The organism is Archangium sp. (genome assembly GCF_045802675.1).
Taxonomy (GTDB): Bacteria; Myxococcota; Myxococcia; order Myxococcales; family Myxococcaceae; genus Archangium.
In genome coordinates, this window is sequence record NZ_JBJMQO010000137.1 from 88,222 (window position 1) to 112,484 (window position 24,263).

Genomic DNA, 24,263 nt, shown 5'->3' on the forward strand with positions numbered 1-24,263 from the left:
GCCCGGCGTAAGGTGCGGCGCCATGGCCATCACCCAGTTGGAGGTCGCCGGGTACCGCTCGGTGCGCGGGCTCGTGCTGCCCGTGGGTCCCCTCACCGTCATCGTCGGGCCCAATGGCAGCGGGAAGACGAACCTCTACCGCTCGCTCTACCTGCTGTCCGCCGCCGCCGAGGGCCGGCTCGCCCAGGTGCTCGCGGAGGAGGGCGGCGTGCCCAGCGTGCTCTGGGCCGGCTCGCGCGAGAAGAAGCCCGTGCGCATGACGGTGGGCGTCACCCTCGATGACCTCGCGTACGAGCTGAGCATCGGCCCGGTGCCGCCCGCGGGCGGAAAGGACCGGTACTCCACGAGCCTCTTCAACCTGGACCCCGAGGTGAAGGAGGAGCACCTGTGGGCAGTGGAGGGCAAGCGGCGCGCGGTGCTGATGGAGCGCAAACACCGCTCGGCCTTCCTGCGCGACTCGGAGGGACAGCGCACCTCCTTCCCCGTGCAGCTCTGGGATGGCGAGTCGGTGATGCCCCAGCTCGTCGAGCCCCACCGCTTCCCGCGCCTGTCCGAGCTGCAGCGCACGCTGCGGATGTGGCGCTTCTACCACCACTTCCGCACGGACCCGGAGGCGCCCCAGCGCTCGCCGCAGGTGGGCGTGCGCACGCCCGTGCTGGCCCATGACGGACGAGACCTCGCCGCCGCGCTGCAGACCATCATCGAGATCGGCGACGAGAAGGGCCTCGAGCGCGCTGTCTCGGATGCCTTCCCGGGCTCGCGAGTGGAGGTGCAGGCCCCCCAGGGCCGCTTCAGCCTCTTCCTCCACCAGCCGGGGCTCCTGCGTCCGCTGGCCGCTCGCGAGCTGTCCGACGGCACGCTGCGCTACCTGTGCCTCCTGGCGGCGCTGCTCAGCCCGAGGCCTCCCGCGTTCCTCGCGCTCAACGAGCCGGAGACCAGCCTGCACCCGGAGCTGCTGGAGCCGCTCGGCCGGCTCATCGTGGACGCCTCGCTGCACAGCCAGGTCTGGGTGACGACCCACGCGGAGCCCCTGGCACGCGTCATCGCGGAGCGCTCCGGGGCCGAGCCGGTGCGGCTCACCAAGGAGATTGGGGCGACGGTGGTGGAGGGCCGGGCTCCGCCGGAGGAGCCCGAGGAGTAATCCCCGTTCATGGGCGGACGGTAGAGGCCAAACGATGGCGGCGGCGGATTGTCTCTGTGGAGCCCGGGCCCCTCACCCTCTAGCATCGGCCCCGCGGAAGGCAGACCGCTCACCAGACGGGCCCGAGCTGCCCTGGACACGAGGCCCGCCAAAGGATGGACATGGAACTCGACAATCCCCAGTTCGCGCGTGACGGCTTCGACGCCGCGAGCTTTCGAGAGCTGCTCGCCAGATACAAGCGGGGCGAGCTGACCGAGGCTCCGCCCCTCGCGGGCTCCCTCCAGCCGCTGAAGGAGGGCGACATCCGGCCCCTCCCGCTCGAGGGCACTCCCGAGTACGAGGCGTGCCGGGCTCGCGGTGAGGAGGCGTTCCGCCAGGGCCAGGTGGCCGCGCTCGTGGTGGCTGGTGGCGCCGGGACGCGCTTCGGTGGCGGGGTGAAGGGGCTCGTGCCGATCATCGGCGAGCGCACCTTCCTGGACATCAAGCTCGAGGAGGCGCGCGCGCTGGGCAAGCGCCTGGGCCGCCCGGTGCCCGTGACGCTGATGACCTCCTTCCTCACCCACGAGGCCATCGCCGAGCACCTCGAGCAGAAGGGGTTGAAGGAGAACGTGTACCTCTTCCGCCAGCGGATGCTCCCGCGGCTCACGCCCACCGGAGAGCTCTTCCACGAGGCGGATGGGAAGCTCTCGTTCGCCCCCTCGGGCCACGGGGACGTCTTCCGCGCGCTGCGCGAGAGCGGGGTGGGGGAGCAACTGCGCCAGCGCGGTGTGCGCTGCATCTACTTCTCCAACGTGGACAACCTGGCGGCGACGCTCGACCCGGTCGTCATCGGGATGCACCTGCGGCTGGGCAAGGCCATGACGGTGGAGGTGACGCCGCGCGCCAACCCGAGCGGGGCGCTCGACGCGGGCGCGGCGCCGGTGCGCCTCAACGGCCAGCTCCAGCTCGTGGAGAAGGTGGACCCCACCAAGCATGGCTTCATCTCCACCAACAACATCACCTTCGACCTGGACGCGATGGTCGCCAAGGAGGTCCCCATCCCCTACCGCGTCGTCTCCAAGAAGGTGGAGGACCAGCCCGTCCTGCAGTTCGAGCAGGTGACGGCGGAGGCCAGCAGCCTCACCCGGCCGGATGGCCAGCCGCTCATGCCGGTGGCCTTCGTCGAGGTGAGCCGCACGGATCCGGCGACCAGCCGCTTCGAGCCCGTGAAGGCGCCCGATGACCTGCCGCGCGTGGCGCAGCGGCTCCGACCGCGGTTCATGTCCTCCTGACCAATGTGCCCCTCCCCGGCGCCCGGCGCTCCGCCTGCCTATCTTTGGAGACGAGAGACCGGAGAGCGAAGCGCATGGCACGCACGGCGGGCAGGAGCAGACGAGCAGCGAAGAACGGACACAAGGGCAACGGCCAGCGCGAGAGCATCGCGCTGCGCCGGACCCAGACGGAGCGAGCGAGCGATGACACCCACCGCCCCTCGGGGCCGTCCGAGCAGCGGCGGCCGGTCGCCGGGCGCCTCGTCATCATCGGGGGCCATGAGGAGAAGGAGGGCGAGCGGCTCATCCTTCGCCAGGTATCCCGATGCGCGAAGGGAGGCCGGGTGGTGGTCTGCACGGTGGCGAGCGACGTGCCCGGCGAGGTCTGGAAGGACTACCAGCGCGCCTTCCGGGACATGGGGTGCAAGGACGTCGTCCACCTCGACATCGAACGGCGCGCGGACCTGTTGATAGAGCCGCCGCTGGACCTGCTCGAAGGGGCCGAGGTCTTCTTCTTCACGGGGGGCGCGCAGTTGAAGATCACCACGCGCTTCGCGGGCACCCGGCTGTGCGCCGCGGTGGAGGAGTTCTACCACCAGGGCGGCACCGTGGCGGGCACGTCGGCCGGCGCGTCCGTCATGGCCGACACGATGCTCGTGTCCGGCCCCGGCCGGGAGACGCACAAGATTGGCGAGACGCTGCAGATGGCCCCGGGGCTGGGTTTCCTCCGGGACGTCATCATCGACCAGCACTTCGCCGAGCGCGGGCGCATCGGCCGGCTGCTGGGCGCGGTGGCGCAGAACCCGCGCTTCCTCGGGCTGGGCATCGACGAGGACACGGCCATCGTCGTCGAGCGGGAGGAGGCCTTCACCGTCTACGGCTCGGGCGCCGTCTACGTCGCCGACGCCGAGAACGTGACGTACACCAACGTGGCGGAGGAGGAGGAGGCGCGCACCCTCTCCATCTTCAACGTCCGGCTCCACGTGCTGAGCCAGGGCGACAGCTTCGACCTGCGGAGCCGCCACCCGTCGCACGAGTTCGCCAAGACGGTGGAGCGCCAGCTCGACAAGTCCGAGCACGCCTCGAGCGGCGCGGCCGTGCACTGACGCGGGCTCGTGCAGCGCTCATGAAACGAAGGAGGGGAGCGCCAGGGCTCCCCTCCGTCAGTCCTCAATCGGGTGGCTCCAGGTAGCTGCCGTCGCCGTCCATGATGGTGTCCACGGCGCGCCCGGCGATCTGCTCCTCGGGCCCCGCGTTGGCCTTGCCTCCGGGGGAGGTGGGCACCGCGTCCGCGTCCGCCGAACGCCCTTCCTCCTGCTGGACGCCCTCGAGGGGATTCTCCGGGCCGGGGGGCGCCGCGGAGCCCCGTTCCTTCGCTGGCTCTTTCATGGTGTGGACCTCTCTGCGCGAGCACTCCTCCCAAGCTGTTCACGCCCGCACCTTCGAGGGGACGTGCAAGCCCGCTCGCTCCCCCTCCTCACGGGCCACCAGGCGCTCCGCGTCGTGGCTGGGACTCGCTGCGGCCCCGCTGCCCGCTTCTCAACTTCTCCGGGTGGCCGAGCTACCGGAAGGACTGAGCTATCAACCCGACTTCCTCTCCGAGGAGGAGGAGCGGGCCCTGGTGGACGAGCTCTCGCGGCTCGACTACCGGGAGATTCACATGCACGGGGTGGTGGCCCGGCGCACCGTCATTCATTACGGCTGGGACTACGGGTACGAGTCCTGGAAGCTCACGCCCGCGCCGCCGGTGCCTCGCTTCCTCGAGTCCGTGAGGGACCGGTGCGCCGCCGCCGTGGGGCTCGAACCCGAGGCGCTCGAGGAGGTGCTCGTCTCGCGCTACCCCCCGGGAGCGAGCATTGGCTGGCACCGGGATGCACCCATGTTTGGCCCACGCGTCATGGGCGTCTCCCTGCTGGGCGCGGCGCGGATGCGCTTCCGGCGCAAGGTGGGCGACACTTTCGAGACCACCGCGCTCGAGCTCGCGCCCCGCTCCCTCTATGTCCTGGCCGGAGCGTCGCGCTCGCAATGGCAGCACACGCTCTCGCCGGTGAAATCCCTGCGCTACTCGCTGAGCTTCCGGACCGTGAAGCATTCCCCGGGTCGCGTTGCTCCGTCGCTTGAGTGACAGAGGACATGTCGGTGCCCACCCTTCATTGAACCCCGGGCCAAGTGCCCGCCGCGAAGGGCAGGAATACCTCTAAAAGCAGGCACACGGGCATGCGGCTTGTGTGAATCACCTGCTGTCGTCTGGAATCACCTCGACCCGGAATCCTTCCCATGAACACCCATGGCGTGACGGTCCGTAGGGTCCAGGCCCTTCGTGGGCCCAACCTGTACGCATACAAAACGGTGCTGCGCATCGAGTTGGACATTGGTCCTCTCGAGACGCAGCCGAGCAACTCCTTTCCCGGCTTCGTCGAGCGGTTGACGAGCTGGGTACCGGGGCTGCACCGGCACGAGTGCAGCGTGGGCAGGCCCGGGGGCTTCGTGGAGCGGCTGCGGCGCGGCACCTACCTGGCGCACATCGCCGAGCACGTCACCCTCGCGCTGCAGAACGAGATGGGCTTCGACGTGGCCTATGGGCGCGCGCGGGGTACGGGCGAGACCGGGGTGTACAACGTCATCATCGCCTACCAGGAGGAGGAGCCCGCGCGCGAGGCCTTCAAGACGGCGCTGGAGCTGACGCTCGCCGCCATGTTCGACGAGCCCTTCGACATGGCCGCCGCCCGCGAGCGCCTGCAGGACCTCGCCGACGAGTACCGGCTCGGCCCGAGCACCAAGGCCATCGTCGACGCGGCGCGCCGCCGGAAGATTCCCGTGCGCCGGCTCACGCCCACCGGCAGCCTGGTGCAGCTGGGCTACGGCGTGCACCAGAAGCGCATTCTCGCCTCGCAGACCTCCGACACGTCCGCGCTCGCGGTGGAGATCTGCCAGGAGAAGCCCCTCACCAACCGCGTGCTGCGCAACGTGGGCATCTCCGTGCCCGAGGGCCAGACGGTGCGCTCGGCGGACGAGGCCTGGGAGGTGGCGCGGGAGTTGGGGCTGCCCGTCATCCTCAAGCCCGAGGCGGGCAACCAGGGCAAGGGCGTGATGGTCAACCTGCGCTCGGAGGCCGAGGTGCGTGCGGCCTACGAGGTCGCCAGCCAGTACCGCGGCGACGTGCTCGTGGAGAAGCACATCGAGGGCGAGGACTACCGCCTCCTGGTCGTCAACGGGAAGATGGTGGCCGCGGCGCGCAGGGACCCGGCGCAGGTCATTGGCGACGGGCGGCGCACGGTGGCGCAGTTGGTGGAGCTCGCCAATCAGGATCCCCGCCGGCGCCCGGGCCACAGCAGCTCGCTCACGCGCATCAAGCTGGACGAGGCGGCGCACGTGGTGCTCGGCCAGCAGGGCCTCACCGAGGAGTCGGTGCCGGAGGCGGGCCAGACCGTCAAGCTGCGCCAGAACTGCAACCTGTCCACCGGCGGCACCGCCACGGACGTGACGGACGAGGTGCACCCGGCCAACGCGCGCATGGCCGAGCTCGCCGCGCAGGTCCTCAACCTGGACGTCGCGGGCATCGACCTGTTGTGCAAGGACATCCGGCGGCCGCTCGGGGAGCAGGCCGGTGCCATCGTCGAGGTGAACGCCGCGCCGGGCCTGCGCATGCACCTGCAGCCCACGAATGGCCAGCCGCGCGACGTGGGCGTGCCCATTGTCGAGTCGCTCTACCCGGATGGGGCGCCCTCGCGCATTCCCATCATCGCGGTGACGGGCACCAACGGGAAGACGACCGTTACCCGGCTGGTGGCGCACATGTTCGAGACGGCGCGCTCGTGCGTGGGCATGACGAGCACCGACGGCACGTACATCCGCGGCGAGCGCATCCTCGAGGGGGACTGCTCGGGCCCGAGGAGCGCCCAGGCCGTGCTGCTGCACCCACGCGTGGAGGTGGCGGTGCTGGAGGTGGCGCGTGGCGGCATCCTGCGCGAGGGGCTCGGCTTCGATTGGTGCAGCGTGGGCATCGTCACCAACGTCAGCCCCGACCACCTGGGCATCAGCGGTGTCAACACGGTGGAGCAGCTGGCGCGGGTGAAGCAGGTCGTCATCGAGTCCGTGGCGGAGGACGGCTTCGGGGTGCTCAACGCGGAGGACCCGCTCGTGGCGGAGATGGCGGCGGCCTGCCGGGGCAAGGTCGTCTACTTCGCCCGCAACGCGGACAACCCCATCCTCCAGGCGCACCTGGCCCAGGGCGGCCGCGCCGTGTTCGTGGACAACGGCTCCATCGTCACGGCCCGGGACGGACGGCGCCAGCTCCTGGTGGACCTGGATAGGATCACCTTCACCGGAGGAGGCGCCATCCGCTTCCAGCTGGAGAACGCGCTGGCGGCCACCGCGGCGGCCTGGGCGCAGGGACTCAACCCCGCGCTCATCGTCCGGGCGCTCACCACCTTCCGCTCGGACCACCGCATGGCGCCGGGACGCTTCAACGTGCTCGGGATGGCGGGGCGGCAGGTCATCCTCGACTACGGGCACAACGCGGCAGCCATGCGCGCGCTCGCCGATGCGCTGCCCCACGACGGCTCCCGCCGCACGGTGATGGTGATTGGCCTGCCCGGAGACCGGCGCGACGAGGACCTCCTCGCCACCGTCCAGGCCTCGCTCCCCGTCGTGGACGAGTACGTGCTCCATGACCTGAAGAACCGCCGCGGGCGCGCGGAGCTGGAGGTTCCCCAGCTGATGCGCAGCTGCCTGGGCCCGGACACGCCCCACCACTTCACCGCGGATCAGCACGAGGGCATCATCCGCGGCTTCCAGCTCACCCGGCCCGGAGACCGGCTGGTCATCATCGCGGACGAGGTGGACGCGGCGCTGCGGGTTCTGGAGGCGCTCGCCGACGTGGAGGTGGGCGAGGCCGGCGCGTGCGAGGCCCCCGTGTCGCGCAGCTACGAATAGGAGGCGCGCACCCGGATGCTCACCCTCCTCCGCAACGGAGTGCTCCTCACGCCGGCACCGGCGGCGGACGCGTCGGTGCTGCTCGTGGGCGAGCGCGTGGGCCGGCTGGGGGACGTGGACGAGGCCGCGCTGGCCGCGCTCGGACTGCCCTACGCGGTGGTGGACGCCCGGGGCGGCTTCATCCTCCCCGGCCTGGTGGATCCGCACGAGCACCTCATCGGCGCGGGCGGGGAGAAGGGCTTCGCCACCCGCAGGCCCGAGGTAAGCGTCGAGCAGTTGCTGCTCGCGGGAATCACCACCGTGGTGGGCTGCCTGGGCACGGATGGCGTCACGCGGCACCTGGGCGCGCTGGTGGGCAAGGTGCAGCAGCTCGTGGCCGAGGGCGTGAGCGCCTTCCTGTACACGGGCGGCTTCCACGTGCCCCCGCTCACGCTCACCGGCTCGGTGACGGAGGACCTGGTGCTCATCGAGCGCGTGCTCGGCGTGGGCGAGCTGGCCATCTCCGACGTGCGCTCCAGCCACCCCACGCTGGACGAGCTCGCGCGCGTGGTGTCCTCGGCGATGGTGGGCGGGCGCACCGCGGGCAAGGCGGGCGTGACGCACTTCCACGTCGGGCCGGGCCGCGGCCTGCTCAAGCCGCTGCATGCGCTGCTCGACAACTATGAAATCGTGCCGGAGTGCCTCTACATCACCCACGCCAACCGCAGCGACGAGCTGATGGACGACGCCATCGCCCTGTCGCGCCGGGGCGGCTACGTGGACGTGGACACGGTGGACCCCGGGATTGGCCGGTGGATCCGCTACTACCTGGAACACGGAGGAGCGGCCGAGCGGCTCACCGTGTCCTCGGATGCTCACACGGCGGGCGCGGAGCCGGCCCGGCTGCACCAGGAGCTCGTCTCCATGGTGCGCGAGCACGGGCTCCCGTTGGAGCAGGTACTACCTTTCTTCACGGCCAATCCCGCGGCGGCGCTGAAGCTGCGCGGCAAGGGCCGGCTCGCACCGGGCCTGGACGGTGACGTGGTGGTGCTGGACAGGCACTCGCTGGAGGTCGTCCACGTCGTCGCGCGAGGACGGTGGCGGGTGAGGGATGGGCGGCTGCTCGCGGGAGGGCAAGGAGACGAGGCATGAAGAAGCAGCCGGGGGAACTGCTGATCATCGGAGGGAGCGAGGACAAGGAATCCAACGAGGAGCAGGCAATCCTGCGGCAGGCGGCGAAGAAGGCGATGGCGGAGGGGGACGGGCACATGGTCCTGCTCACCGTGGCCACCATGGAGCCCGAGCAGACGGCGGAGACCTACCGCAAGGCCTTCTCCCGTCTGGGCGTGCAGCGCATGGAGGTGGTCGACATCCGCAACCGCGACCAGGCGTATGAGCAGGCCAACGTGGACAAGCTCACGGGCGCCTCGGTGCTGTTCTTCTCGGGCGGCGACCAGTTGCGCATCACCAGCCAGATGGGCGGCACCCCATTGCTCGAGCGCATCTTCGCGCTGCACCAGGAGGGGGTGGCCATCGTCGGCACCTCGGCGGGGGCGGCGGCCATGTCCGGGACGATGCTCTTCGGCGGCCCCAGCGCCGTCGTCGATGGCCGCAATCCCAGTCTGTCTTCCCTGGCCATGGCCCCGGGGCTCGGGCTGCTCCGGAGCGCCATCGTGGACTCGCATTTCTCCGAGCGCGGCCGCTTCGCGCGGTTGATGGCCGCCGTCGCGCAGAATCCTCGCAACCTCGGCATCGGCCTCGACGAGGACACCGCCATCCTCGTGCGGAACAACGACGAGGAATTCACCGTGCTCGGCTCGGGCGGCGTCTATGTCATTGATGGCCTGGGCATCCGCTACACCAGCCTCTCGGACATGCACACGCAGGGCATCCTCACCGTCCACGATGCGCGCGTGCATGTGCTGGCTCGCAATGATCGCTTCAGCCTGAAGGAGCGCAGGCCCCTGCCTCCTCTCCCGCTACCACCTCACGTGTGAGGGTTCTCGCGGCCGTGGATTGTCCACAAGTCCAATGCTGCACCGCGTGACGGGTACCTACCCTCATGTAACCCCTCTCGCAGTGAGGAAAGAACACATGAGGCACATCAAGGCGGTGTTGGTTGGCGCGGTGTCCGCGGCTCTGCTCTTTGGCGCGGGGTGCAGGGGCGGAAATCAGGGCACGGGCGGCGCGGGCGATCAGGGCGGCTCCACCACCACCCAAGGTGGTGGCTCGATGGATACGGGGAGCAACTCGGGTGGAGGTGACACCGGGTCGACGGGTGGCTCGGGAGGCTCGGGCCTGAGTGGCAACGGGAGTGGCGGCTCCGGCGCTGGCGGCAGCATGGGCGGCAGCGGAAGCACGGGCGGCTCGGGCGGCGACCTGGGTGGCAGCGGAAGCACGGGCGGCACGGGCGGCGATCTGGGCGGCAGCGGCGGCTCGGGCAGCGACGTGGGCGGCTCGGGCGGCGATCTGGGCGGCAGCGGCGGCTCGGGCAGCGACGTGGGCGGCTCGGGCGGCGATCTGGGTGGCAGCGGCGGCTCGGGCAGCATGGGCGGTGACGTGGGCGGCTCCGGCTCCGGCGACATCGGTGGCAGCGGCTCGGGCTCCGGCATGGGCGGCACAGGCTCTACGGGTACCGACGTGGGCGGCGGCTCGGGCTCCCAGACGGGCTCGGGCGGCAGCACCGGCCGTTAGCGACAAGGACTGACGCGCGCATCGAAGAGGTCTCCGGGGACCACGAGCCTCGGGGGCCTCTTCTTTCTCCTGTTGACCGGCCCGGGTCTCCACGACAATTGAGAGCAGGGGTCCCCGTCGGGACCCAATGGCTGGACCATGCTCATCGACACCTTGCTGGGCGATCTTCCCCGCTCCGTCTTCCTCCAGGAGCACTACCTTCAGCAGCCGCTCGCGCGGCGCTCCACGGCTGAGTCCCTGCGCGAGCTGGCGACCTGGGCCACGGCCGAGCGCCTCATCGAGCAGACCGGGTGCGACCTGCTGCTGGTCCGCGATGGCAAGGTGTGGTCCGGCCCGAGGCTCACCAGCGCCCGCGAGGTGCGCGCGCTCCATGAACAGGGATACTCGCTCGCCCTGAGGAACGCGGACCGGCATGACGCCGGCCTCGCCGAGCTGGGACGCAAGCTCTCGGGCGAGCTGCAGGGCACGGTCAACCTTCAGCTCTATTACACCCCGGCGGGCCACGGCAGCTTCGGGTGGCACTGCGATCCGGAGGAGGTCTTCATCTTCCAGACCGGGGGCTCCAAGCGCTACCAGCTGCGGCAGAACACGCTCAACCCGACGCCGCTCCTCGAAACCATCACCGACGCGCCGGACGTCTCGCGCGAGCGGACGCCCGTGCAGGAGTGCCAGCTGGAGGCTGGGGACTGGCTCTACATTCCCGGGGGCTACTGGCACAACGTGACGGCGCCGGAGCACGACGCCATCTCCATCTCCGTGGGCCTCATGCCCGCGACGCCCATCGACGTGTTGGACTTCCTGCGCTCGCAACTGCTGCGCTCGCGCGACTGGCAGCGGCGGTTGCCCATGCTGGGGCATGCCTCGCCGCTAGCGGACGCGGAGAAGATGGAGGCCTACCAGACGTTGTTCCGCGAGCTCGGGGACGAGCTGAAGCGGATGATGGAGGACCCGAGGCAGGTGCTCCGCTTCATGGCCGCCAGTGCCACCGCGGGCATGCGCTACAAGCGCTGAGCGCGCGTGCCTCCAGGTCTCAGGCCGGGGTGCTGGCGAATTCGAGGACGGCCCGGGTGAACTCCCGTGAATCGGTGACGAGCCAGTCGTGGCTACCGGCGCCGATGTACAGCCGGGCCCGCGGCAGGAGCGTGAGCAGCCGCTCCGCGCAGGACAGCGGCATGGTGTGGTCCCTGTGTCCCCACGCGAGCAGGGTGGGCATGCGCACCCGGGGCGCGCGGTGGAGCAGCGCCGCCAGGCTCCCCACCTTCACCTGGTGGAAGAAGGAGCGCGGGTGGCGGAGCACGTTGTAGAGGATGTGCCACCAGGCGCGCAGGTCGAGCCCCAGCTCGAGCAGTCCGTCGAGCATCCGCGCCGCCACCACGCGGGGAATGGAGCGCTTCCTCCGGGCGCCGATGGTGTCGGCGAGCACGAGCCTGTCCACGCTCGCGCCGTACCGGGCCGCCATGAGCAGCGCCACGCCTCCGCTGTTGGAGTGCCCCACCAGCAGCACGCGCCCGAGCCGCAGCTGCTCCACGAAGCGCGCCGTCCACCGCGCATAGGCCGAGAGCGTCCACGGCCGCCGCACCCGTGCCGAGCGCCCGGAGCCCGGCAGCTCCACGGTGAGGACGCGAAAGTGCCTCGCCAGCCTCCGGATGAGGGGCAGGTAGGTACGGCCTCGCACCAGCATGCTCGCGAGCAGCAGCAGCACGGGTCCTTCTCCGGCCTCGAGCACCCGGGCGCGCACGCCCTCCACCTCCACCCATCGCGCGGTGACGAGCGGCTGTCCTGGCCGCTTCAGTGGATTTTCCCCTCGGAGCCTCGCGCCTCGGCGCCGCGGCCGGGCCGAGGTGGCCTGGGCGGGGCCGGTGGCGCGAAGGTCCATGCGCACAACGTGCGCGGTGCGGCGTCACGGTGGAAGGGGGGCCTGGCTGCCAGGCGAGGCCCGTCTCCCACGGCCGGAGTGGGACACCGCCGCGGAGGCCGTCACGTGCCCTGGATGTCGGGCTCGTTCATGGGGCCGGCCACGGGGGTGTCCTCGCCCGCCATCTTGTCGAGCTCCATGCGCAGCTCCTTGAGGAACATCTCCTGGTCGCGCGCGTCCATGGCGCCGAGCACCCGCGAGGCCATCATCCGCATCACGCTGAGCTGGGCCTGGAAGGGGAGCTGGAAGAGCTGGTCGATGATGCGCGTCATGGACTCGTCCATGCCCTGCTGGGGCATGTCCAGGTTCATCATGCCCATGGGCATGCCGGTGCCCGTGTGCCGCTTCTCCGTCCCGGTGCCGTTGCCAAAGCCGTGCACCGGTGTGCCGCGCATGCTGGTTTCGACCTCTTGCTGGGAGATTTCCAGCGCGGCGGCGTCGCGTACGCTCATCGAGCCCTTGCGCTTGTCGATGTGCGTGTCGGGGGTGGTGGTGGTGGGGTTGATCTGGATATCGCTGTCCTTGTCGTACCGGGCCATGGGGTCACTCCTCGGGGTGGGGCCGGGCAAGGTGGACTCGAGTCCAGCCCCTTCCGCTGAGCTATGCAGGACCAGGGTCCGCACCCAGTCACGAGAGAGCGGCGGGGCCCCTGGATGCCCGCTAGCATCGGGTGCCTCGCTGCCCCCCGGCCGCGGGGACACGTGCAACCCGCCTCGGAAGGATTCACCTTTAGACACGTTATGAGCGCACGCGACGCCCTGGCCGTTCCCGCTGACGATTTCCAACTTCTCGTGGGCACCCTCCCTGAGCCGTTGCAGGCCGCGGTCCGGCAGTTGCCCCCCGGCGAGGTCCTCGAGGTGGTGATGGACCTGGGGCGCCCGCCCGAGGCCCGGCTCACCGGACGGGTGATGCGCCTGTCCGACTCGCCCATCACCCGCAAGGACCTGGAGCACGTGCTGGCGCAGGTGGGCACGGTGAGCGAGGACAACCGCGCCGGCATCGAGCGCACCCTCCACCGCGTCTCCGCCATCCGCAACCGGCAGGGCAAGGTGGTGGGCCTCACGTTGCGCGTGGGCCGCGCCATCTTCGGCACCATCGACATGCTCAAGGACCTCATCGCCAGCGGGCTCAACATCCTGCTGCTCGGCCGGCCCGGCGTGGGCAAGACGACGAAGCTGCGCGAGGTGGCGCGCGTGCTCTCGGATGACATCGGCAAGCGCGTGATGGTGGTGGACACCTCCAACGAGATTGGCGGGGACGGAGACATCCCCCACCCGGGCATCGGCGGCGCGCGGCGCATGCAGGTGTCGCGGCCGGACCGCCAGCACGACGTGATGATCGAGGCGGTGGAGAACCACATGCCCGAGGCCATCATCGTCGATGAGATTGGCACCTCGGCCGAGGCCTCCGCGGCGCGCACCATCGCCGAGCGCGGCGTGCAGCTGGTGGCCACGGCCCACGGCAACACGCTGGAGAACCTGGTGCTCAACCCCACGCTGTCGGACCTCGTCGGCGGCGTGCACACCGTCACGCTCAGCGACGAGGAGGCGCGGCGGCGCCGCACCCAGAAGACGATCAGCGAGCGCCGGGCCCCGCCCACCTTCGACGTGGTGGTGGAGATGGTGAGCCGCGACGAGGTGCTGGTGCACCGCGACACGGCCCAGGCGGTGGACCGGCTGCTGGCGGGCGAGAACGTGGGCGGCGAGCGGCGCCAGCTCGTCGAGGGCCAGATGGAGGTGAAGGAGGAGCCGGAGTCGGTGGCCCCCCTGCCGACGACCCGTCCCAGCCGTCCCATTCGGCCGGGGCGGGCCACTCCGCCCGGCCGGGCCGAGGCACCTTCGCACGAGCCCGTGTCCGCGGCGGCCCGGCGCGAGCCCGGCCTGCGCCAGGGCACCACTCGCATCTACGCCCACGCGGCCAGCCGGGACTTGCTCGAGCGAGTGCTGCGCGACATCGGCGCGGACGCGCGCGTGGTGGGCCGCCTGGAGAACGCGGACGTCGTCCTCACGCTGCGCTCGCGCGCCAATGATCCGAAGCTGCGCAAAATCGCCGAGAAGACGGGAGCGCGCGTGCTGGCCATCAAGCGCAACAGCTCGTCGGAGATGCGGCGGGTGCTGCGCGACATCTTCCTCATCGCCGAGGGCGTGGACGAGGAGCAGGTGCGCGAGGCGGTGCTCGAGGCCGAGCACGCCATCCAGCGCGTGCTGAGCGAGAGCGTGGTGGTGCCCCTGGCCCCGAGGCCGCCGCGGTTGCGCAAGCTGCAGCACCGGCTCGTCTCGCGCTACCACCTGGAGACGGTGAGCCACGGCAGCGAGCCGCAGCGCCACCTCATCATCTACCCGCTCGGCGCGCTGGTGGACATGCCGCGGGGCCACGACCACGAGCTGGAAGCGGAAGAGGAAGGCGCGGGGGGCCTGGTCTGAGGCCGGCGCGCCCTCCGGGGTAGGACGGGCCGTCAGGAGCCCATGTGGGGCTGATCGCCCTTCTGCTCCTTCGGCCGCTCCTCGCGTGGCTGCGTGGACTCGCGAGCCGCCGGCCTGTCCTCCATGGGCCGCACGCGCACGCGGTTGTGGACGTCGTGCACCCCGCGCACCTGGGCGGCGATGTCCTCGATGGTGCGCTTCTCCCAGCGCTTCTCCACCGCGCCGCTCAGCGTCACCTCGCCATTGCTGACGGTGACCTCCACGTTGCCCACGTCGACGGGGCCGTCCATGAGGAGCTCGCACACCTCCTCGCGGATGCGGTCGTCCGAGCGCTGGTAGCCCCGCGGCGGCCGCCCAGGGCCCTGCCCGCGCCGGGCTTCCATCTGGTCCAGCTTCTCGTCGTAGCTGCGGATGCGCTCGCCGCGCTGGTAGGCGCCGAGCCCGGCGTAGCCGCCCTGGTTGTAGCCGCGCTCGACGCCGTACGGGCCAATGCCCGGACGGCCCGGCTCGCCCCGGCGGGTGCCCTCGTCACGCACCGGGCGCTCCATGCGGCGCGCGCGCACGGGGTAGCGGGACTGCTCGCCGTAGAGGTCTTCATCTCGCTGTGCCATTCGTGGACTCCTCTCCTGTCGGATGCGTGGAGCGCCGCCTCACTGCAGCGTCCGGCCCTGCTGCTGCGAGCCCCGGTCCTCGCCCCGCCGCTCCTCCTGCTGCTGCTCGCGGGCGACGCGGATTTCGTTGTGCACGTCCTTCACCCCGAGGACGTCCTCGCACAGGTCCTCGATGGCGCGCTTCTCGTCGCGGCTCTTCACTGTGCCCGAGAGGGTGACCTCGCCCTTCTCCACGCGTACGTCCACGTCGTCGGCGTCCATCCACGCGCGCATGAGCCGCTCGCAGATGTCCTCGCGCATGCGGTCATCCGAGCGCTGGTAGTTGCGCGGCCCGCGGCCTTGCTGACGGCGGGGCAGCTCGGGGGACTGCTCGTAGTAGGGATACATCCCCTGCATGCCGCCGCGGCCGGCGCCATGGCCCATGTCGCGGTCCATGTCGCGTGTGGGGCTGGTGGAGTAGCCGGTGCGCGGGCGCGCCTCGATGAACGAGGACTGCACGCGGGGCGGCTGGTAGTCGTCGGCGCCGTAGCCGCGCGTGCCGAACGCGGTGTCGCGGCCCTGGTCCTGGCTCCAGCCCTCGCCCCAGCCGTAGCGGCGCATGTCCTCGGGGTCCCCCGAGGCGCCCAGGCCGTATTGGCCCGAGTGCCAGCGATCGGTGTCATAGGGCTGGGTGCGCGGGGTGCCGCGGGCGCCGTAGCGATTGAAGTCGCCCCGGGTCCGCTCGTGCGCCACCTCGCTCCAGAAGCCCTCGCCGAACTCCTCACCGGGGCCACCGGCGCGGCGCACGCCCGGCGCGCCCCTCATCAGGCCGTAGCGGTGGTACTCCTCGTCGCTGTCCTGGTCGAAGCGGCCGCGATCCTCGTCACCGCCGTACTCGTAGCCCCGGCCGTAGCGGCCGGCCTCCTGGTCGTTGAAGCCGCTGCCGCGCATGCCTCCGCCCCCGCCGAAGCGGCCCCGGTCCCGGTCCTCCTCGCGGTAGCCGAGGCCCGGCCCCCGGTCCTCGCCGCGCGTGTCGCGCGTGCGGCCCATGTCCCGCCCGCGCTCCGTGACGTCACGCCGGGTGCCGCGCTCCGGGTCCTGGCCCAGTCCCTGCCGCTCAAGTCCATGCCGCCGCCTGTCCGCCATCGCCGCCTCCTTGGGGTGTGGATCGCCCAGAGGGTCGTACCGGCTCGCACCCACGGCAAGGGGGCGCGGAGGCGTGGTTGGCCGGTTCTCCCTCCTCGAAGTTGGAGGGCTCCGCCCACTGCCGGACGGCTTCCGCGCGGGATATGTCGGGAGGTGAAATCCGAGGCCACTGATTGCAAGCCTCTGGCCCCGTCGGGAGGTGCGGGGTGTCTGCCTGGCGCGTTGGCTCGTGCACGCAACGCGAGCGGCGGCGCGCCCGGGCCGGCTCAGCCCGCCGAGCCCGGGGCCGCCGGGGAGCCGCCCTCCGCCGGGGTGGGGCGATGCGCCGACAGCACGGCGAGCTCCTGGGCCAGGCGTTGGATCTGCTTGCGCTGCTCGGCCACCTGGAGGCTCAAGCGGAAGATGAGCCAGAGCAGTCCGCCGCACGCGAACAGGAAGAGCGCCGAGGGCGGGTAGTAGATGCCCATCGCGCTGGCGAGCGCGTCGATGCCATTGCGCCAGAGCGCGAGCGAGGCCGTCACCACGGAGACCAGCAGCCAGCTGAAGGTGTGGTGCTCGGACGTGCGCCGGCGGCGCGCCGACATCAGCACGGCCAGGGCGAACGCGGCCGAGAAGGCGAGGACGATGAGGCTCGAACGAATCATGCTCACACCGCCCGGAAGCGCTCCATGAAGAGCGCGAAGGACACCTTGGCCATGTAGAAGGTCGACCGCCAGGCGGTGAGGGTGCTCTGCCCCGCGCGCCGCGCGCGCATCTTCACGGGCACCTCGACGATGGGCAGGCGCTGCCGTGACGCCATCAGCACGCTCTCCGGTTCCGGGTAGTCATGGGGGAAGTGGGTGGAGAAGTAGCGCATGGCCCGGGGGCCGAAGCCGCGGAAGCCCGAGGTCGGATCCGTCATCCGCTGGCGGCACAGCGACGACAGCAGTCGGGAGATGAGCCCGCTGCCCAGCCGCCGCAGCCACGTGGAGCGGAAGCTGCTCATCCCGGCGAAGCGGCTGCCCACCACCAGCTCCGCGCCCTTCTCCAGCGCCTCGAGCAGCGCGGGGACGCTGTGCGGATCATGCTGTCCGTCCCCGTCCATGCGCAGCGCGCGCGAGTAGCCGTGGCGCAGCGCGTACAGCAGGCCGGTGGACTCGGCCGCCGCCACCCCGAGGTTGATGGGGTGACGGAGGACGTGGGCCCCCGCCTCCCGCGCTCGCTCGGAGGTCCGGTCGCGCGAGCCGTCGTCCACTACGGCCACGTCCACGCCGGGCAATTCCCGGTGCAGCTCCGTCACGACGTCCGCGATGCAGGCCTCTTCGTTGTAGGCCAGCAGGATGATGAGGGTCCCTGCCATGGCCCCCTTGTCGCCGAGAAATCCTCCTCGGGCAATAGAGGGAAGGAGCTCGGACGCTCGGACACTCTGTGCGTGAAGATGCGACACACCCTCCGCTCTGGTATACGGCGCGGCCGTTGGAAACCATCGACGCGAAGCCTCGAGGGCTCGGGGCGCTGTTGTTGCTCGTGCTCCTGTGGCTGCTGCCTGGAGCGCTGGCGGGCGTGCTGCGGGCGGCGCTGGGACTGCCCCTCTGGGTGGGAGCGCTCGTGGGAGCCGGGGCGGTGGCCGGTATCACGTGGCGGGTGGTGTCGCGTGAGCGGCCGTGGCCCACGCATGCGCCGCTCGCGCTGCTGCAGGGGCTCTACCTGGCGGCCGTGGCGGGCCTGACGTGGCGGATGCTGGGCATCCCGGCCATGGGAGGCCTGGTCTCGGTGGGAGGAGGGGACGCGGGCAACCACGCGGCGCTGCGGGCCGACTTCGTCTCCCATGTGCCCGGGGCCTACCAGGGCTTCACCTTCTTCCACACGGTGACGTACGGGCTGGAGCGGCTCCTCGGCCTGGACACCTTCACCAGCTTCCGCGCCGGCTTCTACCTCGTGCCCGCGGTGCTCGCGGTGGCGCTCGCCGCCGGCCTCGAGTGCGCCGCCGGGCGGCTGTGGCGCTCGGGCCGTGCGCTGGTGGCGGCGCAGGCGGGGTTGCTCGTGGCCACGGCCGCGGTGTGGCCCTTCCTGCTGCTGCGCTTACTGCACTACCACCAGGCGGATGGCTTCTATCCCCATCTCTTCGGGCTGGTGCCGCTCGTGCTGGCGTGGCTCGCCTATGGCCTGCCCCGGTCGGTGTGGAGCCGGTGCGCGGCGCTCGCCGTCTTCACGGTGTTCTACCGGTACACCTACGGGCTGAACCTCGCGGACTTCCTCGTCACCTGCGGGGTGCTCGTCGCGGTGGAGGGCACCCGCTTGTCCGGCCCGAGGTACCGCTGGGGAGCGTGGCTGGTGGGGCTGGGGCTGCTCGGTGCCGCCGCGTTCGCGTACTGGCGGCTGCTGCCCCTGGCGCACCTGTCCGGCGGTCTGGTGCCCCACTCGCACGAGCGCGCCCTGCGGGTGCAGGGCTGGACGGTGGTGGCGCTGCTCGCCGTGCGCTGGCTTTCCCCGCGCGAGGAGTCCGTGGAGCGGCGGTTGCTCGACTTCGCCGTGCTGTTCGGCGGCGTCAACGCGCTCGTCCAGTGGGCCTACCTGCGCGCGGGGCTGCCCATCGACTACTACTTCCTCAAGTACGGCCTGCACGGCGTGGTGCTGCTGCTGTGCGCCTTCCTGCTCGCCGCCAGCTGCCGCGTGGGCGCGCTCTTCCAGACGGGCCTGCCGCGCGCGCGGCGCTGGGACATGGCGCTGGCGGTGCTCGTCGCCCTCGGGCTCACCGAGGTGACGCGCGGGTGGGGCCGGGCCTACAAGGCCTACGAGCCGAGCTACTGGGAGCGCGTGAGGGGCGAGCCTCCCTTCCAGGGGATGGAGCCGCTGGAGGACCGGGGTGCCACCGCACTCATCCGCCAGGTGCTGCGCGACGGGGACAAGCACTTCGGGGGATTGTTGAGCCCCTCGTGGCCTCGGGTGAATTTCACCAACGTCGCGCTGGGCTGGGTGCCCGAGGACTGGGGCACCGCCAACGGGCACTGGCCCCTCTTCAGCCAGGGCAGGGTGCGTCAGGGCCCGGGCCTGTGCGTCTTCTGGGAAGCCTCGCCGGATGACTGGGCGCGTTACCAGCAGGTCTCCGCGGACAACCAGTCGCCCCTGGTGGACACCGTCCGCGCGCTCCAGGCCCGGCCCGACACGGTGTGCCGGGACTACGCCGCGCCCTGGGTGTCGAGCGGCTCGCGGACGCTCTGCTACCGCTGCGACTGACGCGCGAATCTTGCGTGCAACTCTGGGGGCGGGGACGTGCTTGCGAGCCGAGCCAGCTCGCGAACATCATCTCCCGCCATGTCCTCTCCTTCCTACGTCCACGGCACCAGCACCACCCCGCTGCTCGGGGAGACCATCGGTCAGAACCTGCGCCGCACCGTCGAGCGTTGTGGCGATCGCGAGGCGCTCGTCGTCGTCGCGCAGGGCTATCGCGCCACGTGGCGCCAGCTCTGGGAGCAGACGACGCGCGTGGCCCTGGGCCTGCTGGCCTTCGGCGTGGAGAAGGGGGACCGGGTGGGGCTCTGGTCCCCCAACCGCTTCGAGTGGGTGGTGGCCCAGTACGCCCTGGCCCGCATCGGCGCCATCCTGGTGAACCTCAACCCCGCCTACAAGACGGCCGAGCTGGAGTACTCGCTCCAGCAGTCCGGCACCAGCGTGCTGCTGCTCTCGCGCGGCTTCCGCCAGACGGACTACCGCAAGATGCTCGAGGAGGTGCGCCCGCGCTGCCCGGACCTGCGCGTGTCGCTGGTGCTCGACGAGGACTGGGAGCTGCTCTTGAAGAACGGCGCCCACGTGAGCGAGCGCACGCTCACGGACCGCGAGGCCTCGCTCCAGTTCGACGACGCCATCAACATCCAGTACACGTCCGGCACCACGGGCTTCCCCAAGGGCGCCACGCTCAGCCACCACAACGTCCTCAACAACGGCTTCTTCGTGGGCGAGGCGCTCAAGCTGGGCCAGGAGGACCGCGTCTGCATCCCCGTGCCCTTCTACCACTGCTTCGGCATGGTGATGGGCAACCTGGCCTGCACCTCGCACGGCTCGACGATGGTGATTCCGGGCGAGGCGTTCGAGCCGCTCGCGGTGATGCAGACGGTGGGTGCCGAGCGCTGCACCGCGCTCTACGGCGTGCCCACCATGTTCATCGCCGAGCTGGATCATCCGCGCTTCGGCGAGTTCGACTTCTCCTCGCTGCGCACCGGCATCATGGCCGGCTCGCCGTGCCCCACCGAGGTGATGAAGAAGGTGCAGTCGCGCATGAACATGCGTGAAGTCACCATCTGCTACGGGATGACGGAGACCTCGCCCGTGTCCACGCAGAGCTCGCTGGATGATCCGCTGGACAAGCGCGTGTCCACCGTGGGCCGGGTGCACCCGCATGTGGAGGTGAAGATTGTCGACCCGGGCACGGGCGCGGTGGTGCCGCGCGGCTCGCCCGGCGAGCTGTGCACGCGCGCCTACAGCGTGATGCTTGGCTACTGGAACAACCCCGAGGCCACGCGCAACTCCATCGACGCGGCCGGGTGGATGCACACCGGGGACCTCGCCACCATGGACGAGGACGGCTACGTGAAGATTGTCGGCCGCATCAAGGACATGATCATCCGCGGCGGCGAGAACGTGTACCCGCGCGAGATTGAAGAGTTCCTCCACACGCACCCGGCCGTCAGCGAGGCGCAGGTGATTGGGGTGCCCAGCGAGAAGTACGGCGAAGAGGTGATGGCCTGGGTGAAGACGAAGCCCGGCGCCCGCCTCACCCAGGAGGAGCTCGTCGCCTTCTGCACGGGCCGCATCTCCACCTTCAAGATTCCCCGCTACTGGAAGTTCGTGGAGGAGTTCCCGATGACGGTGACTGGAAAAATCCAGAAGTTCCGGATGCGGGAGGTGGCGGTGGTGGAGTTGGGATTGGAGGGCGCGGCGGCGATTCGCACGGCCTGAGGCGCGGGGCGGGGGTTTTGCTGTCTAATGACAATCCCCCCTTGTCCCGCGGGCAGGCGAGCCGCCGCCGGACATGTCCCCAGGAGCCTCCGCATGACTCCCTCCGCCGTGCCCGCCCCCGGGCTGGAGCAACTGCTGAGCTTCACCACCCCCATGGACACCTGCCGCGGCATGTTCTTCAACGGGCTGCTCGAAGCCGTGCGCACGCTCGGCGGTGACGAGGCCCGGGCGAAGTGCTTCACGGCCGCCGGGGAGAAGCGCTTCGTGGACTTCTTCAGCTACCCGGTGGCGGACTTCCTCCAGGGCGTCTTCACGGCCGCGGAGCTGCTCGGCCCGGAGCATGGGGGACGCGACGCCGTGCTGCGCCAGCTGGGGCGGCGCGCCACCGAGGACTTCCTCCACTCCACCGTGGGCAAGACGATGCTGGCGCTCGCGGGCCCGGAGCCCTTCCGGTTGCTGTCGAGCTTCCCCAGCGCGTACCGGGCCTCGTTGAGTTACGGCGAGCGCTCCGTGGCGCGGGTGGGCGAGCAGCGGGCGCGGCTGATGGTGCGCCGGGACTTCCTGCCCGTGGCGTACAACGAGGGCGTGCTGATCGCCGCGATGGAGCAGTCCACGGCCCGGGAGCTCCACGTGGAGGGGCACCGCCTGGCGCCGCTCGACGTGGACTACGAGCTCCGCTGGGCCTGAAGCCCCGCGTCGCACGGGCCGGAAGGGGAGGCAGCGCCCGCCGGACTCCTCGCTCGTGGCCAGCACCCCATATCGGTTGCCTGCCTGCCCCCCGCCGTGGAGACATAATCGACCCGCCTCACCCGTTGCGTGGAGATGGAGCCCCAGCTCGAGGGAGGGGAGGAGAGGATGCGATGGGAGTGAAGCTGGTGCTGGCGGGGTGGTACGGAGGCGAGTCGCTCTTCTCGGCGCCCGAGGCCCCCCGGCCGTGGCTGCGGCGGGTGGAGGGCTGGGTGCGAGAGGCCGCGGAGGAGTTGCTGGAGAGCTCGCGCACGGTGGAGGGCCCGCAGGGTCCCATCCTGTTCCTGCGCCTGCACCCGGCCGCCGAGGAGGTGGCGGTGGTCGCCGCCGGGCAGGGGCGTGTGGTGGTGCTCGGCAATACCTCCATGGTGGGGCCCGGCTATCACCGCTACCTGTGCGATCTGCTCCATGCGCTGGGCGACGCGCTCCAGGTGGACTGGGCGGACCCGGCGCTCACCGTGGCGGGAGTGGGGGACCCCACGGGGTATTTCCACACGGGAGATCCGAGCGGCATCGCCCCGAGCATGCTCGCCTGGCTGAAGGAGATGGCGGGCCGGGTGCTGGACTTCCGCAAGCAGGGCCACTCGGGGGCGACGCTCTCGATGCGGGTGGGGCACGGCTTCCAGTACCCGGGCGCGCTGCTGACGCCGCTGGGCCCGCGGGACGAGTCGTGGCTGCGCGCGGTGCACGAGGAGCCACGGCGGGGCCAGGACATCTTCCCGTGGTGGGAGCCGGGATTGGGGGCCGCGACGAAGCTGGGCCGGGCGCTCAGCCGCATCTGGACGGAGATGGTGTGGCGGCCGCCGCTGCTCGAGGAGGAGCGTCACCTGTTCCGGGACGTGGCGAGGCTGCTGGAGACGGCGTGGCGGGAGCAGCCGGAGCTGGCCTATCCGTGGCGCGAGTGGCAGCAGGTATTGGGTTACCTGGGCGTGGGGGGCACGTTGGCGGAGGAGGTGTCGCGGCGCGCGGTGGAGGCGCCGTCGGGGCCGCTGCTCGGCTACCGGCGCGGGGAGGTGCAGGTGACGCTGCCGGAGGGATGGGAGATCCGGATTCCCGGCTCGCTGGCGGAGACACAGCTGGCGGACGGGACTTGGGTGGCGAGGGACCACCGGCGCAGCGTGCGTTTCGTGCCATTGCAGGACGTGAGAGGGATTGCGCCGGGGCCCGACGAGGAGATGCCGTACGAGTTCCAGTACCAGGGCGAGCGGGTGAGTGGACGGGCGACGCTGCACGTGGAGCCGGGGGAGTGCCGGCTCACGGCGCTGTGCGAGTCCGGGACGCACCGGGCGCTGTGCGTGGTGAGCTTCGATGACCCGGAGGAGCAGGACTGGGCGCTGGGGACGTGGCGCTCGCTGGACCACGCCGCCGCGGCGTGACGGTGCTGAGGGTCATTCCGGAAGATCACCTCCGTGTACCTTGGCTACGCGGGCGGGCTGTGGCACACCACGGCCACATCCATGCTCACCGGCGAACTTCGCAACCAAATTGAACGCATCTGGGACGCCTTCTGGTCCGGCGGCATCTCCAATCCCCTCGAAATCATCGAGCAGATCACCTACCTGCTCTTCCTGCGCCGGCTGGACGACCTGCAGACGCTGGAGGAGAACAAGGTCGCCCGCCTCAAGCGCCCCTTGGAGCGCCGTTACTTTACCGGTGAGTTGCGTACGGTCGCTCAGCCGACCCTGAATATCAAGCAGTTGTCCGAGACGCCTGTTGTGCTGCCGCCGATTGAGCTGCAGCGCGAGTTCGAACGCCGCGTCGCGGCTGTGGAGAAGTTGAAATCGGCTCAGCGAGCTTCGTTGGTAGAGATGGATGTACTCTTTGCCGTCCTCCAACACCGTGCCTTTCGGGGAGAGTTGTGACCGCACTCCCTCCAACAGTGCTTCACTCCAAGAAAGGCTGCACGTCTGGCTATAGCCTGCTTGCGCCAGTCCTTGTCCTTTTGCTGTTGGCCTGCGGGAGTACGCGCTACGTCACTCCCCCTCACGCCGAGGAACTCCCCGACTTCGTGCTCCTCATAAGGCAAGAACCGGATGGCCGAGTGAGCCACTCTTGGCAGCGTGCTACCGAACTCGATTTCTCGCCGGATGTCCATTCATTCAGTAATGGCAGCGAGGCTGGACGCATCGTGCTCGCTTCACGTCGTCCCAGGGATTGCGACCAGGAGCAGATCGAGTGCGTCCAGGACTGCATGAAGCGCAGGCTCCCTTCCCATCAGAGTCACATCACACGTGCGGACGGCAGCAAGAAGAGATTCTGCGAGAGAGAATGCTTGGATGAATACCAGGATTGCTTGGAGCTGCAGAAGGCGCGTGGCCTGCAATTCACCGCGGTGGATGACGCGGTCGAATGGCTCAAGCGGAACCGCGAGCAGCTCCTCGTTGGCACGATCGTCGTCATCGCTGGCGTCGCATTCGTGACCATTTCCGCAGGTGCGGGAGCCGTCGTCCTGGCACCCGTGGTGCTCGTCGCAGGTTGAAAGAGGGGCGCGCCCTTCGGCGCGCCGGA

At 70.5% G+C, this 24,263-nt stretch carries 23 protein-coding genes; 16 read left to right on the forward strand and 7 right to left on the reverse strand.

Features of this window, described 5'->3' with window-relative positions:
* Nucleotides 1-22: 22 nt before the first annotated feature.
* The 3 genes from ACJ8AN_RS37915 (at nucleotide 23) to ACJ8AN_RS37925 (ending at nucleotide 3,497) form a co-directional block, all read left to right on the forward strand.
* Nucleotides 23-1,141 (forward strand): AAA family ATPase, encoded by a 1,119-nt coding sequence (locus ACJ8AN_RS37915; RefSeq protein ID WP_407760488.1) that lies wholly within the window; start codon nucleotides 23-25, stop codon nucleotides 1,139-1,141.
* Between the two features lie 161 nt (nucleotides 1,142-1,302).
* Nucleotides 1,303-2,412, forward strand: coding sequence for a UTP--glucose-1-phosphate uridylyltransferase (locus ACJ8AN_RS37920; RefSeq protein WP_407760489.1), 1,110 nt, complete (start codon nucleotides 1,303-1,305; stop codon nucleotides 2,410-2,412).
* Nucleotides 2,413-2,486: 74 nt separating this feature from the next.
* Nucleotides 2,487-3,497 (forward strand): cyanophycinase, encoded by a 1,011-nt coding sequence (locus tag ACJ8AN_RS37925; protein WP_407760490.1) that lies wholly within the window; start codon nucleotides 2,487-2,489, stop codon nucleotides 3,495-3,497.
* 64 nt (nucleotides 3,498-3,561) lie between these two features.
* Here ACJ8AN_RS37925 and ACJ8AN_RS37930 read toward each other — a convergent pair whose 3' ends face one another.
* Nucleotides 3,562-3,780 (reverse strand): hypothetical protein, encoded by a 219-nt coding sequence (locus tag ACJ8AN_RS37930; RefSeq protein WP_407760491.1) that lies wholly within the window; start codon nucleotides 3,778-3,780, stop codon nucleotides 3,562-3,564.
* A 163-nt stretch (nucleotides 3,781-3,943) separates the two neighbouring features.
* Between ACJ8AN_RS37930 and ACJ8AN_RS37935 the strand changes: the two genes are divergently transcribed.
* The 6 genes from ACJ8AN_RS37935 to ACJ8AN_RS37960 all read left to right on the forward strand — a co-directional run bounded on the left by ACJ8AN_RS37935 (nucleotide 3,944) and on the right by ACJ8AN_RS37960 (nucleotide 11,010).
* Complete coding sequence (locus ACJ8AN_RS37935) at nucleotides 3,944-4,516, forward strand: alpha-ketoglutarate-dependent dioxygenase AlkB (protein WP_407760492.1); 573 nt, start codon at nucleotides 3,944-3,946, stop codon at nucleotides 4,514-4,516.
* Between the two features lie 152 nt (nucleotides 4,517-4,668).
* Nucleotides 4,669-7,326, forward strand: a complete 2,658-nt coding sequence (gene cphA, locus ACJ8AN_RS37940) for a cyanophycin synthetase (protein ID WP_407760493.1) — start codon at nucleotides 4,669-4,671, stop codon at nucleotides 7,324-7,326.
* Between the two features lie 15 nt (nucleotides 7,327-7,341).
* Entirely contained in the window at nucleotides 7,342-8,457 is a 1,116-nt protein-coding gene (locus tag ACJ8AN_RS37945) for an amidohydrolase family protein (protein WP_407760494.1), read from the forward strand.
* A complete protein-coding gene (locus tag ACJ8AN_RS37950) occupies nucleotides 8,454-9,302 on the forward strand; it encodes a cyanophycinase (RefSeq protein ID WP_407760495.1) in 849 nt (282 codons plus the stop codon). Before ACJ8AN_RS37945 ends, ACJ8AN_RS37950 begins: the two co-directional genes overlap by 4 nt.
* Before the next feature lie 97 nt (nucleotides 9,303-9,399).
* Nucleotides 9,400-9,999 (forward strand): hypothetical protein, encoded by a 600-nt coding sequence (locus tag ACJ8AN_RS37955; protein WP_407760496.1) that lies wholly within the window; start codon nucleotides 9,400-9,402, stop codon nucleotides 9,997-9,999.
* A gap of 138 nt (nucleotides 10,000-10,137) precedes the next feature.
* A complete protein-coding gene (locus tag ACJ8AN_RS37960) occupies nucleotides 10,138-11,010 on the forward strand; it encodes a JmjC domain-containing protein (protein WP_407760497.1) in 873 nt (290 codons plus the stop codon).
* A 19-nt stretch (nucleotides 11,011-11,029) separates the two neighbouring features.
* Here the strand turns inward: ACJ8AN_RS37960 and ACJ8AN_RS37965 are convergent, their stop codons facing one another.
* Together ACJ8AN_RS37965 and ACJ8AN_RS37970 are read right to left on the reverse strand one after the other, a co-directional pair.
* Nucleotides 11,030-11,875, reverse strand: coding sequence for an alpha/beta fold hydrolase (locus tag ACJ8AN_RS37965; RefSeq protein WP_407760498.1), 846 nt, complete (start codon nucleotides 11,873-11,875; stop codon nucleotides 11,030-11,032).
* A 101-nt stretch (nucleotides 11,876-11,976) separates the two neighbouring features.
* Complete coding sequence (locus tag ACJ8AN_RS37970; RefSeq protein WP_407760499.1) at nucleotides 11,977-12,453, reverse strand: hypothetical protein; 477 nt, start codon at nucleotides 12,451-12,453, stop codon at nucleotides 11,977-11,979.
* A gap of 201 nt (nucleotides 12,454-12,654) precedes the next feature.
* Between ACJ8AN_RS37970 and ACJ8AN_RS37975 the strand changes: the two genes are divergently transcribed.
* Nucleotides 12,655-14,337 carry a R3H domain-containing nucleic acid-binding protein gene (locus ACJ8AN_RS37975; RefSeq protein ID WP_407760500.1) on the forward strand — a complete coding sequence of 561 codons (1,683 nt, stop codon included), beginning with the start codon at nucleotides 12,655-12,657 and terminating at the stop codon, nucleotides 14,335-14,337.
* A gap of 32 nt (nucleotides 14,338-14,369) precedes the next feature.
* Here the strand turns inward: ACJ8AN_RS37975 and ACJ8AN_RS37980 are convergent, their stop codons facing one another.
* The 4 genes from ACJ8AN_RS37980 to ACJ8AN_RS37995 all read right to left on the reverse strand — a co-directional run bounded on the left by ACJ8AN_RS37980 (nucleotide 14,370) and on the right by ACJ8AN_RS37995 (nucleotide 17,412).
* Nucleotides 14,370-14,948 (reverse strand): BON domain-containing protein, encoded by a 579-nt coding sequence (locus tag ACJ8AN_RS37980; RefSeq protein WP_407760501.1) that lies wholly within the window; start codon nucleotides 14,946-14,948, stop codon nucleotides 14,370-14,372.
* A 39-nt stretch (nucleotides 14,949-14,987) separates the two neighbouring features.
* On the reverse strand, nucleotides 14,988-16,073 hold the full coding sequence (locus ACJ8AN_RS37985) for a BON domain-containing protein (RefSeq protein WP_407760502.1): 1,086 nt from the start codon (nucleotides 16,071-16,073) through the stop codon (nucleotides 14,988-14,990).
* 266 nt (nucleotides 16,074-16,339) lie between these two features.
* Entirely contained in the window at nucleotides 16,340-16,717 is a 378-nt protein-coding gene (locus tag ACJ8AN_RS37990; RefSeq protein ID WP_407760503.1) for a DUF2304 domain-containing protein, read from the reverse strand.
* A 2-nt stretch (nucleotides 16,718-16,719) separates the two neighbouring features.
* Complete coding sequence (locus tag ACJ8AN_RS37995) at nucleotides 16,720-17,412, reverse strand: glycosyltransferase family 2 protein (RefSeq protein ID WP_407760504.1); 693 nt, start codon at nucleotides 17,410-17,412, stop codon at nucleotides 16,720-16,722.
* A 116-nt stretch (nucleotides 17,413-17,528) separates the two neighbouring features.
* Here ACJ8AN_RS37995 and ACJ8AN_RS38000 point away from each other — a divergent pair, with 116 nt between their 5' ends.
* The 6 genes from ACJ8AN_RS38000 (at nucleotide 17,529) to ACJ8AN_RS38025 (ending at nucleotide 24,234) form a co-directional block, all read left to right on the forward strand.
* Complete coding sequence (locus ACJ8AN_RS38000; RefSeq protein ID WP_407760505.1) at nucleotides 17,529-19,289, forward strand: hypothetical protein; 1,761 nt, start codon at nucleotides 17,529-17,531, stop codon at nucleotides 19,287-19,289.
* Nucleotides 19,290-19,367: 78 nt separating this feature from the next.
* Nucleotides 19,368-21,008 (forward strand): AMP-binding protein, encoded by a 1,641-nt coding sequence (locus ACJ8AN_RS38005; RefSeq protein WP_407760506.1) that lies wholly within the window; start codon nucleotides 19,368-19,370, stop codon nucleotides 21,006-21,008.
* A 93-nt stretch (nucleotides 21,009-21,101) separates the two neighbouring features.
* Entirely contained in the window at nucleotides 21,102-21,695 is a 594-nt protein-coding gene (locus ACJ8AN_RS38010) for a DUF2378 family protein (RefSeq protein WP_407760507.1), read from the forward strand.
* 173 nt (nucleotides 21,696-21,868) lie between these two features.
* On the forward strand, nucleotides 21,869-23,131 hold the full coding sequence (locus tag ACJ8AN_RS38015; protein ID WP_407760508.1) for a hypothetical protein: 1,263 nt from the start codon (nucleotides 21,869-21,871) through the stop codon (nucleotides 23,129-23,131).
* 33 nt (nucleotides 23,132-23,164) lie between these two features.
* A complete protein-coding gene (locus ACJ8AN_RS38020; protein ID WP_407760509.1) occupies nucleotides 23,165-23,617 on the forward strand; it encodes a type I restriction-modification system subunit M N-terminal domain-containing protein in 453 nt (150 codons plus the stop codon).
* A gap of 179 nt (nucleotides 23,618-23,796) precedes the next feature.
* Nucleotides 23,797-24,234, forward strand: a complete 438-nt coding sequence (locus tag ACJ8AN_RS38025) for a hypothetical protein (RefSeq protein ID WP_407760510.1) — start codon at nucleotides 23,797-23,799, stop codon at nucleotides 24,232-24,234.
* Nucleotides 24,235-24,263 lie beyond the last annotated feature (29 nt).